This window comes from Rickettsia endosymbiont of Oedothorax gibbosus, assembly GCF_936269705.1.
Taxonomy (GTDB): Bacteria; Pseudomonadota; Alphaproteobacteria; order Rickettsiales; family Rickettsiaceae; genus Tisiphia.
Genome location: NZ_OW370493.1, coordinates 1319228 through 1337615, shown reverse-complemented (window position 1 = coordinate 1337615; position 18388 = coordinate 1319228). Strand labels below are relative to the sequence as shown.

Genomic DNA, 18388 nt, shown 5'->3' with positions numbered 1-18388 from the left:
AATATTATGGCAATAGGACAGTTTTTGTGTATGAAATATATAGTATTAACAAAGAAGAAAGTACCAAGAATTAATAGCTCAGCTATCTCATCACTGATTTTTTCTGCACGCGAATCTAGAATGTTACCAATTATAGCTAGTATGCCTAGTGAAGCAGCAAACATCCAACAAAATCCGATAGGGTATCTACCTATCAATGATACACCTTTACTATCAAAAAACCCCTCTTCTTTAGTAAAAGTTACCTTAGAACCTTTAACCACTATAAATGGTACACCAATAAGAGTAGACCAAGATGTAATAAAGGCTGCATTTGGATATTGCTTGCCAAATAGACCAGTAATAAAGAATCCAATGGTCATGCCAAGCCAAAACACTAAGTTCCAAAAATTATCTCGAGTACAGCGTGATTTAAACCAGTTCATTCAATCTCTCATCTTGAAGGTCATTAACTTAAGCTTAGCATGGTTGCAACTAATCTGCCAAGCAAAACTTACTATAATAACCATATTTCTTCTAAGTATATCAGTAAGTGTGCATGCTGATAGTAACATTACTAATCTGATTAAAACAATAGAATATCAATATGATATTCCTAGTGGTTTACTACTTGCTTTAGCTGATGTGGAATCTAATTACCAACCATATTCATTAAATATTTCAGGTAAATCAGTCATCAGTCATTCAGTAGAGCAAGCTCAGAACATTGCTGAGCAATATTTACAGAAAGGAAAGCAGAATATTGATATTGGCGTGATGCAACTTAATTACTTCTGGTATGGCAGACACTTTACCTCAATAGCTGAAATGTTAACACCTAACAAGAATATTAATTATGCAGCTCGGCTACTAACTGGGTTATATAAGCAACACGGTTCTTGGCATAAGGCTGTCCAGCATTATCATTCTCGCAATCCCAAATATCATAGACAATACTCACGCAAAGTGTTAGTGGCATGGTTAAAAAGCGATGGGGAAATTAAGAATTAGGTAAAATATGTTAAATGATTTTATTGGTGGTGGTCAAGTTTTTCTACATAAGCTACGGATGTTACTTCAGGTTCTACGTAGCTCTTTCACGAGTTCATTGTTAGTGAGTGTTGCAATAGTCTGTGTTATCTCATACAAACCATCACAACTATTAGATTTAAGGGCTGCTATGACTTATCAGAAAGCACTATTAGCTGATAGTTTTGATGATGCTGGCAGCTTTATTAGAAACGCGATTAACCCCAATGCTAAGGAGTATTATACTAAAATAGATGCTTATGACAAAAAAGGTTTATATGCCAAAGATATTGATCCACGCAAAATTCTTAAATCACGATTCTATAGAGCATCTTACCTTTCAGTATGGGAGTTTGTTAAAATACGATTAGCTCTTACTGTGCTAGTCATGTTTGGCATCTTTGTTTTAATCTATCTGCTATGGTCAAGATTTGGCAAAGATATAAAAGCAGAAAAGCAGAAAGATGGTAGCAATAAAGTATTGACTAGCAAAGAAGTTAGAAAGTGCTTGCGTAAAATTGGTAAAGCCAGTGATCTAACTATTGGTGATATGCCGCTAGTGAAAGATATGGAAACTAGGCATGTGTTAATTACTGGTGCAACAGGTGCTGGTAAAACTAATCTCATGCATAATTTACTGATTCAGGTAGAAGCAAAAGAGCAACCCGCTATTATTATTGATCAAACTGGGGAGATGATTGCCAAGTACTACAATCCACACCGCGGAGATATTATCTTTAATCCTTTCGATCAACGAGGCAAAGCTTGGGATTTTTGGAAAGATTGTGAATCTCGTGAGGATTTAGAGCGATTTTCCAAGATATTAATCGGTTTTAACAGAAAGCAATCGAGCAGTCACTCTGATCTTTTTTGGGAAACAGCTGCCGAAACTGTCCTCAATAGCTGCGTTGAGTTTTTGAGAGGGAAAAATGCCTCCGTACAAGATGTAGTAAATATGGCATGTCATGCAGATATAGAATATCTAAAAACCGTACTAGGAGGTACTGAAGCCGCTAGATACCTTACAAATGACTCCAAACAAACATCTAGCTCTATTGTAGCGGTACTGGCAGCAAATAGCAAACCACTTATGTACCTACAGCCTGCCGATGACAATGGAGCATTTTCAATTAAACGATACTTTGCTAATCTTCAGACAGGAAACAAAGCATGGTTATTTCTAGCAACCAAACCCAGCAGTCGTGCATTAACCTTACCACTAATATCTTGTTTAACTGAACTTGCATTAACGCAGCTTATAGAAATAGGCATAGATAGTAAACGCAGAGTATGGATTGTTATCGATGAGCTGCCAGCCCTTGGTAAACTTCCTGCTTTATCACCTATGATGGCAGAAGGTAGAAAATATGGAGCTTGCGTCCTAGCTGGTATGCAATCTCTAAATCAACTTTACTCCCAATATGGTCATTATGATGGTTCTGCAATCTTCGGGCAGTTTGGCACATCCTTCTTCTTTAGAAATCTTGAGCCAGCAATTGCTAAAATGATTAGTTCTATGTGTGGTAGCCAAACTTTAATGCGTCAGCAGAAGAATACTAGCTTCGGTGCTCATGAATTTAGAGATGGAGTCAGTTATAATGAACAGCATCATAAGCAAAATCTTGTTGCTGTAGAAGATTTAGCTAACTTAAGCGTTGGTGAGTGTTATACACTATTACCCGAACCTAGAGTTAGATTATCCAAAATGCAAATTCCAGCAATATCTCTACCCAATAAGAATCTTGAACTTATTCCTAAAAAACTGATAAGCTCCAGCAGTAATAGTGCTAATCAGAGTGCTAATAATCCCCAAGACTCATCTAGATCACCTTCAGCACCTAATCATTCTGTATCCCAAAAATCTAAACAGCAGAAGAACATCAAGAAGCTAGGCAAGAAAAAATCAACGCCACCAATAGAAGTGGAGTTAGAGAGTAAAGCAGCTGATCTCCTTTGAACTATCTTTATTGGTGAAGTAAATCAATAAGATGCTTTTAACTTTTGGATTTCTATCATGGATAAGTAAGTAGCTTGAGATATATAATCAAATTATAATATTTACATTATAATATCTTTCTGTTAATGTAATTAATATTTTTAAATAACAATTAACATATTAAGTTATAATGTGACTGAAAAACAGCAACCGATATTTCATCCTTTATCAATGATTGCTACTATATCAGCAATAGTAAAAGGTATGTTAGAAGCATCGGAAGAACAATTAAAGAACATGACAACTGTTATAGATAGACCGCATGTCTTAGATGATGAAATAATTAACCGTTCTGTAAAGTTGTATAATAAGCAAAATACTGATATTGAGCTTTTTCTAGAACAATGCAGAAGATGGCGAAAAGATAACCCTAGTGTTACTACGCTAGTGGAGATAGAAACAATAGAAGATAATACTCAGAAACTGAGAAATATCAATAATCAGCTTCTTGTTATAATAGATAAGTGTAAAGACTTAACTATTAATAAAATTTTAGCAAAAGATGATATGGAGCTGGCTATAGAATTTTTAACAGGAAAATTACCGTTTCCTAAAAAATAAGTTTTATAAATAAAACGTTTGGTAATATGCCAATATTATGCTAAGTTTAAAGCAGTTGTAGAAATTTTTACTCAAGTTAAAAAATGCTAGCAGATAATTTAGATAAAGATATTGCTGATCAAGTTGAAACAGAAGAAGAAAGAGAAAATTGACTGGATCGGGAAGAATCTGCTAGAAAACTTAAGGCAATTATTTTTGTGGTTATACCAATTTTGATAGGTTTTTTAACTTTTATTTATTTTTTTCTTAATTCAATAGAAGAAAAAAGCAAAATATACAAACACAAAATAGCTAAATTTAGCTAGTAAAATAGTGAATGATTGGAAAAGACAAAATAAGACTGTTTTTAGAATGGATATCGGTTTTACATAATTTAAAGTTAATGTATAAACTTACTACTTTAAAAACGCTCTAAATCAGATGATATTTTTTAGAAGAAAGATTAAATTACAAATAAGTTAATAATACCAATTATATTTGTAATATAATTTTAGGAAATTATGGGAATGAAATATCAATAATAACCAAGTTATTGATAAAATCAAAATCACTAAGGTAATTTAACTACTTTGTAACACAAGTAGGCGTTCTGACGTAGACAATGGCATTCGGTTAAGAAAATCCAGTTTGGAGGTCATGAGTTATTGTGCTTAGTTCCTAAAAATGGGTGCTATTATTGCTTGCCTTATTAAAAAATATGATAAAACATGTAGGAACTCGCTTCTCTATAACCTAAAATTAATAAGGTTAGTTCTTAATTTAAGAGGGATAACAGCTTAACCGAATGCCATTGCTGACGTAGAACCCCAGATTTTTTTAATTACGAGCAGAATTGAAATTACTGATTGACAATCATGTGTGGGATTCACAGACATCGTTTCAACATTTTTGTTGCTAAATTCTTATTGTACCCATGGATTAAAATATCCTCTTTAGAAGGATCATATTTTTCACTAACTTCTTCATAGAGTGGAGTTTGATAAATCAATTCTATATATTTTTCATTTGGAGTTTTACCGCCTAAAGAGCTATGTGGTCTGTTCCAATTGTAATAATGTTCCCAATATCCTAATTCCTCAATAAGATCAGGTCTTTTAAGATCAATACTCGAATAGAACTCATCTAAGTCTGTTCGTTGAGTGCGTTCTACTTTGCCGTTTAAATGAGGAAAAGCCGGTTTAATAGGACGAAATTTAATAGCATATTCTTTTAAACGTTCCTGGATTTTATAAGCAAAAAATTCTTGTCCTCTATCAGTTTGAATACGTTGTATGGGAAATGGCATACGCTCCATAACTTGTTCTAAAAAATCTAAAGTATTTGTTGCAGTACGTCTTTTATATAAAGCCAAAACCTTATATCTAGTACAATCATCTATAGCAGTATATTGGTATAAATTGTTAGCGATTTTGCACACGTCCATCTGTACCCTTTCTCCAGGAAGATTACAATTGTATCTTTTAGCTTGTTTACGATAATGCCTTTTCTTTTGCAAATATGGTACATTGTTTTTGCTAAAGATTTTATGGATTGTAGCTAAAGATAAGGAAATATCATACAATCTTTTTATTTCACTTTGAACCCGCCTAACTCCTAATTTACGTTCATTTCTTAGTGATAAAATAAGCTTTTCTTGTTGAGCTGTTATCTTGCTTTGACAGTTATAAGGCTTACGGCTTAGCTCTTTTAGTCCATCAACACCGCTCTTTTCATAACGTTGTAACCATTTTCGTAAAGTAGGTCGAGAAATACCACATCTACGGCATACAATCGCAGCATCCTTTACCTCTTTATATAGTTTTATCCAACTTAAACGTGTTTTTTCTAATCTATCCATTTAGCTATTTTAGCACATCCTAAAATTGAAACAATCTCTATGAATCATACAATTCACTAAAGAAAAATAAGCCTTCAACAAAACTTGACTTTAATATGCATATCCACAACGTCCTTATCCCGAATTAACGTTCCTTGCTTGCTTAAGTTACTTTTTCTACAGTAATCTCTTACTCCTTTCTTTGCAACTTACACAAACTATAGGACAGACTCAGAAAAATAGATTATTCGTCTTAAAGTTGAGTGGATCGCAATGCTAAAATTTCCCTATGTATCCATAATGTCATATTTGGAATTGCTACTAGTTTATCTACACTTCGTGGCACACTAAGATCAAATCTTAACTTCTACATATTACTACTAACTATTAGTAAATTCAGCAGTATGCCCTTCTCCCATTACTAATACTTCGAGATCTGATGAACCACTACTATCATCCTGTAGGTTATCATGATGGTCACTATCACTAGAGTTATAAAATAGAGACTCTTTATACGATTTCTGAGTATTAGCAATCATATTACCTAATTTATTCGACATTACTTTATCTATTTTGTGTAAAAGCTTTCCTCCTTTAGCATCACCAAGTATATTGCATAATAGTTTTTCTAGCGATTGCCTATCATACTGCTTATAAAAATTAAATGCTTGTAAAGAAACAGAAACATTATCACTTGAGCAACTATCACCTTCTCCTTTGTGAGAGGCTAGTTTCTTATCATTACATAACACACTCTCTAATTTTTGTAGTACATCTTGGTCTAGTTTTTCTAAAAACTTCTTGGTAGGTTTCTTAATGGTAGTCTTAATAGAGCTTAAAAGTTTTTGTAATAACTTTCCATCATTTTGAGTGTATAAACTGTAACAAACATTACCTCCTTCCTGGCATGTTAGAGTAAATAATTTAGCATGAAAACTATCCATTGAATCAAGGATTTTATGAACAGGCTCTAACCCCCCAATTTTTATAAGATCGCCTAATATACTAGATGTTGTTTCTACAGTATCATGAAAATGTTGTTGATGACTTTCATAACCTGGTAAGTTCCATAACCAAGTTAAAAACTGTACTGCTTGATCAAATATAACTCTAGGGCCAGAAACTATACTCTCACATGTGTTCCAAGTTAAATTCTCATACTCTTTTTCAGGCAAATCACTTGGATTTAAATGTTTAATTACTTTTTCTATATGTTTATAAAAATGATCTGGTCTTAAATTACCCATCACATGAGAATAACTACCATAATAATTGCTATTCTTTATCACATCTTTCCTTATAAGTTTCCTAAAGAGATCTGGTTGTCCATAAGACTCTAATTGATCAACACAAAAAGCTACAATATAAGAATTACTAGGTGCATAACTACTATTTTTAGTTTTTATTGCTGCCTCTATTAGAATTTCAGTATCTTTATTAGGTAGTTTATTCCAGAAAAACTCTACTGCTTCCTTACTACCTCGCTCTAATGCACAATCAATCCCATATCTATACAAAACTTGCTTATCTTCTATATCACCTGCTAATTTCTTAAACTTATTAACCATCTCTGGATCGGGGTTTTCAGCGTTAATAACATTTGCATAATAGCACCAAAAAGCTAATAATTTATTAGAACCAAGGGCAATTTGTACAAATCTTTCTATGGTTCCTATTTCTTTTCTGCTATCAAATATGCTATTAATGTCATCTTCTAAGCAAAACTGACAAGCAATGTGGTAACGTTCAATACTATCCAACTCTCTACCATCTAACATTTTAGATGTTATTAATTTTTTTGCAACAGCAGTTCTATTAAGCTCAGGACCATTCCAACATTCATTATCAGATAGTATGCTATAGATGATTTCAACCATATAATCACATGGATGTGTTATTTGTTTATTAAGAAAACGTGTATGATAGTCAAACCATTTTTTAATTTCAAAACGTTTTACATCATAATATGAATCATCTTCTGCTACAGAACTAGCTAAAAGTTTTTCAACTACAGTCCATTTCTTATATTCACTATTACTTGGAATAAGTGCATCTGCTTTGCCCAACTTATCTTCTGCTTCTTGAAATTTTGCATCAACTTCTTTATTATACTTATCATTAACTTTGGCTATTGCTAATTCCCATGCTCCATGCAATATTTGTTTAGCCTCTTTATATAACTTGCTTGCGGTTTGCTCTTTTTTTAAATCTTCTATACTGATTTTCTCCATTATATCCTCCAAGTTTGAACATACTACTTAAATATTAATACTTTCCTCAAAACTTTAGTTTTAGCGTTCACGCTTTAATATGCTTTACAAGCATTAATCCAAACCACTGGCTTTAGATGGTAGTCAAAACTTACGCTATGTTTTACGACAAGTGGCTTTGTACTGAGATATTATTAAAATTCCTTACTATGAAAAATTGCTTACAACCAAGGTTTTAGTCATACTTGAGATAACATAGCGTAAGTTTTGTAGTAATTGATACATGAATTATAAAAAATTACTCTAAGTTCTGCAAGTCATTTATTATTTTTGCGAAAGTCCATCTTATGTATTTTTTACTTATGTTTGGTACTTACTGATTTTTTGAGCATTGATGACAATAATTTTCTACTTTAATGTTTTGAAAAAAGTAACAAATAAATAGTTTAAAATGAAAGGAGTAATGATAAATAGGAGGTAGTTATGAAAACATTAAAAAAAAATAATTGGAGTAGACAATGGTATATAAAAAAAGAAAATATTGTTAACGATAATAAGAAGTTATCATTAAGTTCTGCTACAAAAAATAAGTTTAATACTGACGCAGAAGTTGCTCAGTTTTTAGAACAAGAAAATCCACAAAATCTTATAAGATATCGTCGTTCTAATGGTGATAACAATCAGCCACCAAGTACTTTTGTTCCCGTTAATGTACCAGGGGATAATAGCTGTCTATTTTGGGCTACTACTTTAGCTTATTTACTGCCAGTTGAGGATGATGCTGATGCTGATGCTGATGTTTTTTCAGAGAGGTTTGAAAGATTATTTGGAGAAGAAGAATCTGGGAATATAAGGCATATAAGGGAGTTAGTGAGAGAATATGATCCATTTTCAAATAATGTTCGTAGTGATAGAATTTTTAATAGGTTAGTTACAAGAGTATTACGTAATAGAGTAGTGGATTATATATCATCTAATGAGAATGACTTCAGGAATTTTGTTGAAGGTGAAAGTGGACGTAGCTTTAATGAATACTTAGACAATATGAGAGTTCGAAATACTTGGGGTGGTGAGCCTGAAATAGAAGCAATGGGTCGTATGCTTGGTGCAACTATTAATGTAGATGCTGGTGGAGCAGTGCATACGCGTGGGGATGGTAACATTCCAATAAGGTTATATCATGTAAATGCAGCTAGAAGTGCAAGTCAAGGTAATGAACGTAATCATTACAATTTTGGTTTAGAAAGAACTCTTCATCAACAAATTACTAATGAGGTTGTTCCTGAATTAATTGACTATCTTTTTCAAATAGATAAGAATCATGATTTTAAACAAAGGTTTCAATCATTTTTAGATCAAATACCAAGACCTGGTGGTGTAGGTGCAGCACCAGCAAAGAAAGGATTTTATGTTAATTTTTTTGCTGGGATGTTTACTACTTTAAAAAACACAGAGCTTTTTGATAGGTTGGGTTTAGCTGAGCTTCATTTTAAGCTTTGTACTATAAGTGATGCTGATGAAGTGCCATTTTTGAAGGTTGTGGCTATTACTGAAGAACCTACTACTAAAAAATTAGAAGAATATGTTTTTGTTATTTCTGAGAAGAGATATAGCAGACAGATTATGGGAGCAATATTTAGTAGGGATGATAGAAGGTGGTTAGAAGAAAGCAGATTATTATTTAGTGAAGGAGATGATACGTATCATCTAAGATCCAGAGCTCACACAAGAGCTGATGAGATAGAATTTAAATCTGGGGCTGCAATAATAATCAGTAAGAGAAAAAATAGAGATAGGGTTAATGTAATAAGAAGAGAACAACTTACAGATCAAGTGCTTCCTGAAAGAATGAAAGTTAAATTCAGAAGAATAGAGCAGCATCATAAGCATAAAACAGGTGAGTATAAATCAAATCTTTTAGAAGATATTGTAAAGAATCTCAACAGAGAGACTATAAATGATCCTCGTAGGGATATGAACATTGTACAAGCAATGGAAAGAGATACTAAGAAACTGTTTGAGTACATATATGATATTAATGGAATCTATTATAGAAGATTACCTAATATTCTAGGAGCATTAGAGGCAGCTGATCACGGCTTTACGGCTGGTGTTTTAATAAATTTTAAATATCGCTTTAATTTAGAGTTATATTTAGAACTATTATTAGGAATAGAAGGCTATATTGACATAGCTTTTTTGGTGCGTGGGAGTCAGCGTGTTAAGAAGGCTATGCCAATTCTTGTAGAAATAAAAACTGGACAAGAACAAGGTGGTAGAACGAATCCTCAGCATGCGTTAAGAGAAGCTGAAAGCTATACGCAAGGTTTACAGCAGAATAATAGACCTTTTGTTACTCTTGCTGATCGAGTAATACGCATTGGTTTTAATATGGATTATACTAATCCTATTGAAACAAGTGCAGCTGAGTTACAACCTCCAGCTTCTATTATTAGAAACATCTTTGAGAGTGTAAATAGTGGATTAATAGGACAAAGAAGACTTGATGGCATAAGAACAACTATAACAGATCAATTAAAGAAAATTTATAAATTATCACCAGGTACACAAGGTTCGGGTGAACCACAATATTTAAGTAGGTTATTTATTGGACATTCAATTCTAAATTCGGTTGAGAATGATAAAACTAGAATAGACAAGCGTGTACTTACCTATAAGAAATTAAAGGAAACGACTAGGGGAACTCGCCGTAGCCATGGTATTACTACATCTGTATTTATTGAAAGAACAATAGCAGGAAGTAATACAGGAGATAGTAGAGTATTAGTTGTACATTTTCATGAAGGAGGACGTAGTAACGTTGATATTAATGATCAAACGCTAAGAGTTCCTCTTGCTGGAATAATAAATCAGGCTAGTTGCAAGGAAGTAATAGAAGTATATGTTGATGCTAGATCGGGTAATGATGGTTCTTTAAGGTTTTTAACAGAAGATGGTAGTGTAGTAATTAGTGATTTCACTAATTCTGTAAATGATTATTTTCAGGCAAATGTTGCTAATCATTGGGAAATACATAATATGCCAGATTTTAATCAGGCTGACAATCTAAAAAAAGCACTTGATGCAACAATGAGTTATCAACCTAAGAAAGGTCAGGATAATAAGGTAGATTTAGGACCTTATGGTGATATGTTTACTAGTATAGGAAAAAATCTATTCCCTATTAAGTCTTTAATTACAAATGAAGCTTATTTTGCAGCAATGTTATCTGGATTGCTCAATAGTTATAGTGATATAGAATTTAGTCAGGGAGACTTTAAAATTAATGTAAGGTCTGAGTTTCAAGTAGGGGGTGGTGAAAGAATTGATTTGTTCATCAATGTGATGAGTAAGAACCCTGCTGATAGTGATGTGTTAATTGGTTTGGAATTAAAATATGGTGATGGTAGAGTTACTATAGATAGTATGGAGAGGACACTTAAAAAGGCTGAAAAAGTCCAACTAAGAAGATATGGGATAAGTCGTAATATCAGAGCAATAACTGAAGGAGCCAATTTCTTTGCAACGTTACCTGTTGGTTTTATTAGTCGTGCCGAAACTCCTGAGTCTTTAGTGATAACAAGGGAACAATTTATTGCTTATGATATTGAACGTAGTTTCCTTGGTCAGGTTCATCAACTAGGCAGAAGCGTACAGCGAAATGAACAAACTCTTGAAAGTGTGACATTACAACAAAATCCTGATTACAGATATTGGTTATCAGACCAAGACATTAGAAGAATTGCTCACCATACATATAGCAATATGTTTGATGTACATGCTACGAATAATAACTATGATACCAGCGGCAGAGGACTTGTTGTAGTTACAGAGCGTGATCAAGACATAAATACTGGAGAATTACGTGAGCAAATACGTCAATTTACAGATAATGTTGATAATAATAGAATAGTGCAGCAACAAGGAGTGCCAAGACGCACATTTATTATTAACCAAGGAGGTGATCATTGGACTACCTTAGTTATTGCTCAGCAGAATGGACAGTATCGTGGATATTATGTGGACTCATTAGGTAGTGAGATACCAAATAATATTCATCAAATTCTAATAGAGAATAATATAGGTAATCTTATAAATTTTCAAATTCATCAACAAACAGATCCTTACAATTGTGGTCTTTGGTCACTCGAGAATGCTAGAGATATTAATACTATGTTGCAGGAGAATAGAGATGAACTGTGGGTTCGCACACAGTTAGCTCCTACAAGACTTGATAGAAATAGTGAGGAATATTTTAGAGGCAAGAGACGAGAGTTTGCACAAGTCCTACTTGATAGTCAAGCACAAGTAGATAGTTCTCATAGTATCAATACAGATTCTACATCAGATTTACATGTATCATTGTCTCAGTGTTTAAATGGAAATAGAAAGAAAAGAAGCACTAATAAATGTTTATACTCATGGTATGATGTAGATAAATTCAATGCAGAACAACAAAATAGAAGAAATATAGATGGGATAAAAATTGATAGTTGGAAGTTTTTAAATTACATAAAAAATGTAGAAGATGAAGATAAACGTGTTCAATTGTTAGAGTTAGCTAAAGAAAGAATTATTGTAAGTAGTAATAACCTAACAAATAATCATAAATATTTGCTGAGCAATGCTATTCATAATAAGAATAAGAGTAATTTATTAGATGACGTACTTAAATCCATACAGCTGAGTGCAATGTTATTATCAATAGGTCGGCAAAGTGTTCCCAGAAGTTTACAAAAAATAATCTATTGCAATGTATTAATTAATATTGGAATGTTAATACATGACCATAGAGATTATATTTATGCAAATAGCCCTGATCATATAAATTCCCTAGCAGAAAGGATTGATAATAACCAATTGCTACATGTAGCAGCTAATTTATATAGATTATTAAAGAATAAAGGTAGCATTAACTATAACAAATTTAGCTCTGTAGATGAAATAAAAAGTTATTTCAGTGATGAAAACACTAAAGTATTAAGAGCTGAAGTTGAAGCTTATAGTCAGGAAGTTTTAACTGTACACTCTAATCAAGTATTTATGGATACTAGCAACAATGAAATATATGTAAAAATAAAACACAACGATGGTAATAAAGAAAAGATAGTAATAGGTAATATTGTAGATATACAAAATGTAGAGAATTACGTATTAGATGAAGAGAGTTTTGAAATCAAATTGAGAATAGATGATAATAGAGGGTATGACATAATCCAATATCTGAATCAAGGAAGTGTAAAACATTATTTGAATGTTAGCGGTCGTAAAGTACAAGTTGATACCATAGTTAGGAATTTCCCTAAAGTAGCAAAAAAAGCAATACATAATAAGATAGCACTGCTACAAGAACAAAAAAGCATTGAACAAATAGCTGATATCGAAGAAGTGACTGATTATAATAACATTATAGATAAGTTAGATCAGTATTTGTTGGAGCTAGGGGTAAGTACAAATACCCTTAACAGATTGAAAAATCATCTTGATGGTTTAAATAAAGAGGTCTTTGAAAAATATGTTAATAGTTTAAAAAAAGATTTTGAGAAATCCAAAATAAAGTTTGATCAAAATAAACTTAACTTATCAAAGGTAAAGGGAGAGAAGGTAGGAAAGTTTTTTGCTATTATGGCCATATACGACTTGTTTGATAGTATAGTTGACAATGAGACATTTGGACGGCATAACAATGATATTTTAAAAAAAGTATTTGGCATAAATGGTATACTAGATGCCATAGATGATGTAAGAACTAGCCTAAACATCTCTAATAAGAATAAAGTAATTGGAAAAGTAATCAATAAAATACCAAAGTTTGTACGAAAATCTTTAACTGTACTAATAGATAACCCTATAGTGCGAAGCGTTACATTTGCAACTGTTGCTTATCAGTTTGGGTATAATATAGATGAGATAGCTAACAATAATCACCACCCGTTAAACTATTATTGGGCAAGTAGTAGCGGTATAAAATTAACAAGTATGAGTATGAAACCTATAAGTGCTGCAGTACAAGGAGTAAGTGCCGTAGTAAAGGGGATAGGTTCGGCTAGTAGAATTATGAAAGTATTACTTGTTGTTAAGTTCGCTAGTAAGTTAGCATCAGTAACTACAGTTATTGATATGCAAATTACGGGCATTACTAAAATCAGTCAAAGATTGAAAATTATTGAATCAATTGCAAGTCAAATACCTTTATCACAGGGAGAAAAGGAAGAATTATTTTTTGCAGAAGTAATAAAATTTTTTACTAGAAGAGATATAGAACAGGAATATGAAGAAGCAAATAAAATAAGAATGTACTTGGATTTTGTAAAAAAAAATGCTTTCAATTTATTGAATGAGCATTATAGCATAGCTGCAGTTGTTCAGTATGTAGCTGGTGTTGGAGAGAAATATAATAAGGTAATTAAAATTGATGAAGACTCGTTCTTTGATAAACAACGTCGATTGGATGCTGATTCAAGAAAGCATATAGATATATGTGTAGATACTAAATGTACTTACGAAAAAGAATTGTATGATACTTTCTTTGTTAAGGTTAATGATAGAGATAATTATATAAGAGGTAATTTATCTTTACTTGATATATCAAAAACTCTGCCTTTAGAAAGGCATACTTTAGATAGAAGAGAAACTACAAAAGGATTTACTTGTTCTATAATACCTCATATTAAATGTCATGTTATTGTAGAGCAAGAGTTAGGTAGTAAAGAGATTTATGTTATTGATTTCAAGAAAAAATTTATGCCCTATCTAACCCAGCATGAGTATGAAGATCGTGGCTTAAGAGTTGTAAGTGTGCCTTTGGGAGACTTAACAATCCAAGATCAGTGTGGTGATGTAGTTAATCCAATACGGAAAACAGTTGGTAACGAAAATACTACAATAATAGTAAATGATGATTACGTTTGTAATATAGTAAGTTACTGTAATGTCAATGAAACTCATCGAAGTTGTCAAAGGAATTTTCTTTTCTCAGGTGAAATTGAACCTTTCATTTTTACTAACCCTAAAAGAAAAGATCCATACAATATAAAAAAAAGAAAATTCCCAGAAAATTCAATACTTTATCTTCCTGGTCCTAATGAATTAATAGCAGCTGAAAACTACCCAGCAGTAATGTATATACATAAAAATATGCAAACTTATCAAGGTTCAAGAAATAATGAGACTGTTGCTATTGTTAACGATATTCCTAGAATTAGTAATTTAAGCTGTGGCAATGTAAAAGGGAATATACTAATAATAAGTAATAATATTAGTAATGTTACTTTAAATGTAAATTTGTATGGACAAGATTTTTCAAGTACTAAAGATAATAGATTTCACGGTGCTATTGGCTTGACTAATATGTATAACTATCTATCTTATTCTAATGTTCCTCAGCATATTGCCACTCATTGCAAAACAAGATATGTTAACGCAGCAAGTAGTGAAGTAGGTAACAAGATATATCAGAATGAATTTGCAACAGACGATGAACTAGCATATCGTAGCAGTTATAATTGTAAAAGTCTTGATTATGAAATAAGAGTCATTAACAATAAAGATCAGCACTATGCAGGAGGTAAAAAAATAGTATTTATTTTTAGTAAAAATAGTGGTAGTGCTGAAATACTATATAGTAGTAATGTATTGAAAAAGAAAAAAAGTATAGACATACTAAATGTGAAGGACGTTGATGATATTGCAACACAATGCAGGATAGGTATTGGTACAGAGGAAAATAGTTACAATATAGAGCTTTTAAGTGACAATAAACAAGATGTTATTTCAAGCGTCAAGGTAAACAGCTTCAGAAAGTTAATAGTTAAGGTTAGTCAGTACTTAAGGGAACAAACAGTCGTAATTAAAAACAAGTCTTTGCTCAATATATTAGCAGATATGAAATATCAAGTACTAAGTGGGTCAGGAGTTCATATTGATGCAAAGGTTATACAGAACAGCAAAAGTGAGCTAGAAGCAATAGTACTAGTATCTATGAATGTTAGAAACTCATTCGAAATGTCTGCTTATGAAATTGCAAAAAGTATTATGAATAATAATACTTTAAACCTTCCAATGCAAATGATAGAGGTAGTACAAGATTACCTATTAGTACCTGTTAAAAAAGCAGTAATTGGTGGTGTGTATTCAGATATAATACCTATTGATTTTTCCTATAATAATAACGATCCTGAAAGAGGATACAACATATCCAGAAATTATGGGAATAATGTAAAAAGTTATTGTGATTATATTATGAAATGTGGTCATTATCAAGTTACAACAGTGGAAGGAGGAAGAGAAGAGGATAAATATATCTTTATTCTACCGAAAAATAATTACGTGTCAGAGTGTATTACTCCAAATGCTAGTGTGAATCTTTATCTTGAAATAAAAAATGAAGATGAGTTTTACCAAAATTCACCTAATGATATTGTTGACTTAACTGTGTTAAATATAACAGAAGTTGACAATGTAAAAGTAAGTAAAAGTCATACAAATGATTATACTAATTTGTGTTTTGGTAACATCTTTTTTTCTAATTTTACAGGAGATCATAATGTGTATGTAAGAGGTATAAGATTCAGTCACGCAGGTATAGAATGGCACTTGTTGATTAATTTAATTAGTTATGAGGTAGGTCTGGAGAATCAGCATATTGCCTTTCAGTTTGACAAAGATGGTAGTTTTTACAAAATTAATGATGCAAGACTTAAGTTAGAGCCTATAGAAACTATAAATATGACTCAAAGTAGCGAGCATAGTGCAATAGGACAAAGTGAGCAACATCCTATAAGGCATAGTAGGCATGATAAGAGAGATGGATACTGGAACAACATTTATAGCTCCATTTTGAGTCAAGCAGATTATCAAGGATCTAATACTGGTTATGTGTCTGATGGATCTGAACCTGAAAGTACAATACAACTAAGCTATGTAGTGAATCAACAATTAGAGCAATTGGATTCTAAGATAATTAATGGCTTAAAATATTTACTAGCAAGTATTGGTATAAAAAATAATGTTAAAACATATCAGTGTTTAGGATTTGATTCATCAATAGATCAAGTTCGGTTTGTTAATGTGCATAATAGTGATTATGATAACCAACATCTAAAACAGATACTACAACATGATCGAGCTGTAGAAGCATTAATGTGGTTAATAGCTAAAAGCTACAGTGATTCATCATTAAGAAGTCCTTACAGTGAAAGATCAGAGTTACTAGCAGAAATTGATCCATGCTTTGAGACTGTTATTGACAAAAAGATAATTCATCGTTTGGTAAGGCATTTAGAAAAAGAAGATATAGTGTTTCAGGTAGAAAGATTTGTTGAGCATCACCAACAAGCCTTAAAATACAGAATGCAAGAAAAAGTAAAAAGTGACCTAGATGATAATTACTTAAATATTGAAGAACAAGAACTAGAAACTATATATAATAATACTAAATATCTACGTAATCGTCGTGAAGCTGATGCAAATGAAGAAGATACACTTATAGTTCAAGGTAATGTAATTGATGGTGTAGAAAATGACCAGGAACAATTATCTTCTTTCTATAATAATGATTTTGTTCAACCTATCTCTTCTGGTGCATCTAGATTAGAATCTTGGCCAGTTAAATTAGTCAAAAATATAAGATCAACAATGGTAGATGCAGTGAACTATTTAAGTGCTAACTCTTTTGAAAAGGTGGCACAAATTTTACCTAACACTTACCATGATGCATCAAGATTAGATACCAGTACTAAGCCTTATCTAAGTGATATAGGTACTAATACAAAATCACAACATAATTATGAAGTTCCTAACAATAACCATGAACATTCAACTCCAGCATCTAGTACTGAAAATCAAGAAGTAAATTGTGTACCTTATGCTTGGGATGCTAATAGTCAAAAATATGTTGCAGATGTTATAAGCTGTACATCACCTAGTGGTCAAGCTAAGATTTTTAGTAACATTTACCAAGGAACTAATTTTGCACAGATTAAAGGTTATTCTATACAGAGAGATAGTTATAAAAATTGTCGTCCTATTGAGTTTTATGGAAAACCGTCTATATATTGTGAAGGAAATCATACGAATCTAGTTTATACTACAAATATTATACCTCCTAGTTTAGACCAGATAAATGCCCAATTAATGCTAGCTCGTGCTTTTGGTATTGATAAGTTAATAGGGAAACTAGTAACTAAGGCTAAGGTATTATTAGGTTTAGAAAAGACTCATGTTACTAATGAAGAGAATGCTTCTCTAAATTCAAGCATTGTTGAAATTACTACTCAACAACGAAGCGAGTGGCAAGTTAGTATTAAAAGCATTGAGAGTTTACTAAAAACTTTATCATCTGAGGTCAGTGAAGAGAATAGACAATGGGCTAGAAATATTTTGGAAGATCGTATAGAAGAAATAGCAGAATTAAGTAAGCAATCTACTGTTAACACTGAAATAATTACAGAACTTAATGAGAACCTTAAAGTTCTACAAACAGAACTGAAAGAATCTATTGAATGTATTCATACTACTGATTACCAACAGCAAGGATTTCAGCAAGCCGACAGTCAACAATGTAATTCAAGATATTTAACTCATGCACATCTATTTCACTGCATGTCAGCGTTACATGTGGACAATAGTATGGGATATTGTGGTACAACAAATTTAAACCATGTAATTGACCAATATCCTCAAATAGTTCCTAACTATACTTAAAATGAGATTTTAAACTCAATAACAACCAAATGAAGCTGGTGGGTTGATATCTAGACTGGAAGTCGCTATTACTCTAAAGAGATATTACTAATA

At 32.1% G+C, this 18388-nt stretch carries 6 protein-coding genes; 4 read left to right on the top strand and 2 right to left on the bottom strand.

Features of this window, described 5'->3' with window-relative positions; translation table 11 throughout:
- The first annotated feature begins 30 nt into the window (after positions 1-30).
- The 3 genes from NBW66_RS07265 (at position 31) to NBW66_RS07255 (ending at position 3565) form a co-directional block, all read left to right on the top strand.
- Positions 31-990 carry a lytic transglycosylase domain-containing protein gene (locus tag NBW66_RS07265; RefSeq protein WP_250310520.1) on the top strand — a complete coding sequence of 320 codons (960 nt, stop codon included), beginning with the start codon at positions 31-33 and terminating at the stop codon, positions 988-990.
- Positions 991-997: 7 nt separating this feature from the next.
- Positions 998-2965 carry a type IV secretion system DNA-binding domain-containing protein gene (locus NBW66_RS07260; RefSeq protein WP_250310519.1) on the top strand — a complete coding sequence of 656 codons (1968 nt, stop codon included), beginning with the start codon at positions 998-1000 and terminating at the stop codon, positions 2963-2965.
- 171 nt (positions 2966-3136) lie between these two features.
- Complete coding sequence (locus NBW66_RS07255) at positions 3137-3565, top strand: hypothetical protein (protein ID WP_250310518.1); 429 nt, start codon at positions 3137-3139, stop codon at positions 3563-3565.
- Between the two features lie 865 nt (positions 3566-4430).
- On the opposite strand, the gene NBW66_RS07250 is transcribed toward NBW66_RS07255, so the two are convergent.
- Both NBW66_RS07250 and NBW66_RS07245 read right to left on the bottom strand, forming a co-directional pair.
- On the bottom strand, positions 4431-5402 hold the full coding sequence (locus tag NBW66_RS07250; protein WP_250310517.1) for an IS481 family transposase: 972 nt from the start codon (positions 5400-5402) through the stop codon (positions 4431-4433).
- Between the two features lie 359 nt (positions 5403-5761).
- A complete protein-coding gene (locus tag NBW66_RS07245; RefSeq protein ID WP_250310516.1) occupies positions 5762-7612 on the bottom strand; it encodes a hypothetical protein in 1851 nt (616 codons plus the stop codon).
- Positions 7613-8074: 462 nt separating this feature from the next.
- Between NBW66_RS07245 and NBW66_RS07240 the strand changes: the two genes are divergently transcribed.
- Positions 8075-18295: a hypothetical protein gene (locus NBW66_RS07240; protein ID WP_250310515.1), complete on the top strand. Its 10221-nt coding sequence runs from the start codon at positions 8075-8077 to the stop codon at positions 18293-18295.
- The last annotated feature ends 93 nt before the right edge of the window (positions 18296-18388 follow it).

What these genes read in the sequence shown, in the direction of transcription:
- NBW66_RS07265 (WP_250310520.1), top strand. Translation starts at nt 31, where the DNA reads ATGAAATATATAGTATTAACAAAGAAGAAAGTACCAAGAATTAATAGC.
- NBW66_RS07260 (WP_250310519.1), top strand. Translation starts at nt 998, where the DNA reads ATGTTAAATGATTTTATTGGTGGTGGTCAAGTTTTTCTACATAAGCTA.
- NBW66_RS07250 (WP_250310517.1), bottom strand. Translation starts at nt 5,402, where the DNA reads ATGGATAGATTAGAAAAAACACGTTTAAGTTGGATAAAACTATATAAA.
- NBW66_RS07245 (WP_250310516.1), bottom strand. Translation starts at nt 7,612, where the DNA reads ATGGAGAAAATCAGTATAGAAGATTTAAAAAAAGAGCAAACCGCAAGC.
- NBW66_RS07240 (WP_250310515.1), top strand. Translation starts at nt 8,075, where the DNA reads ATGAAAACATTAAAAAAAAATAATTGGAGTAGACAATGGTATATAAAA.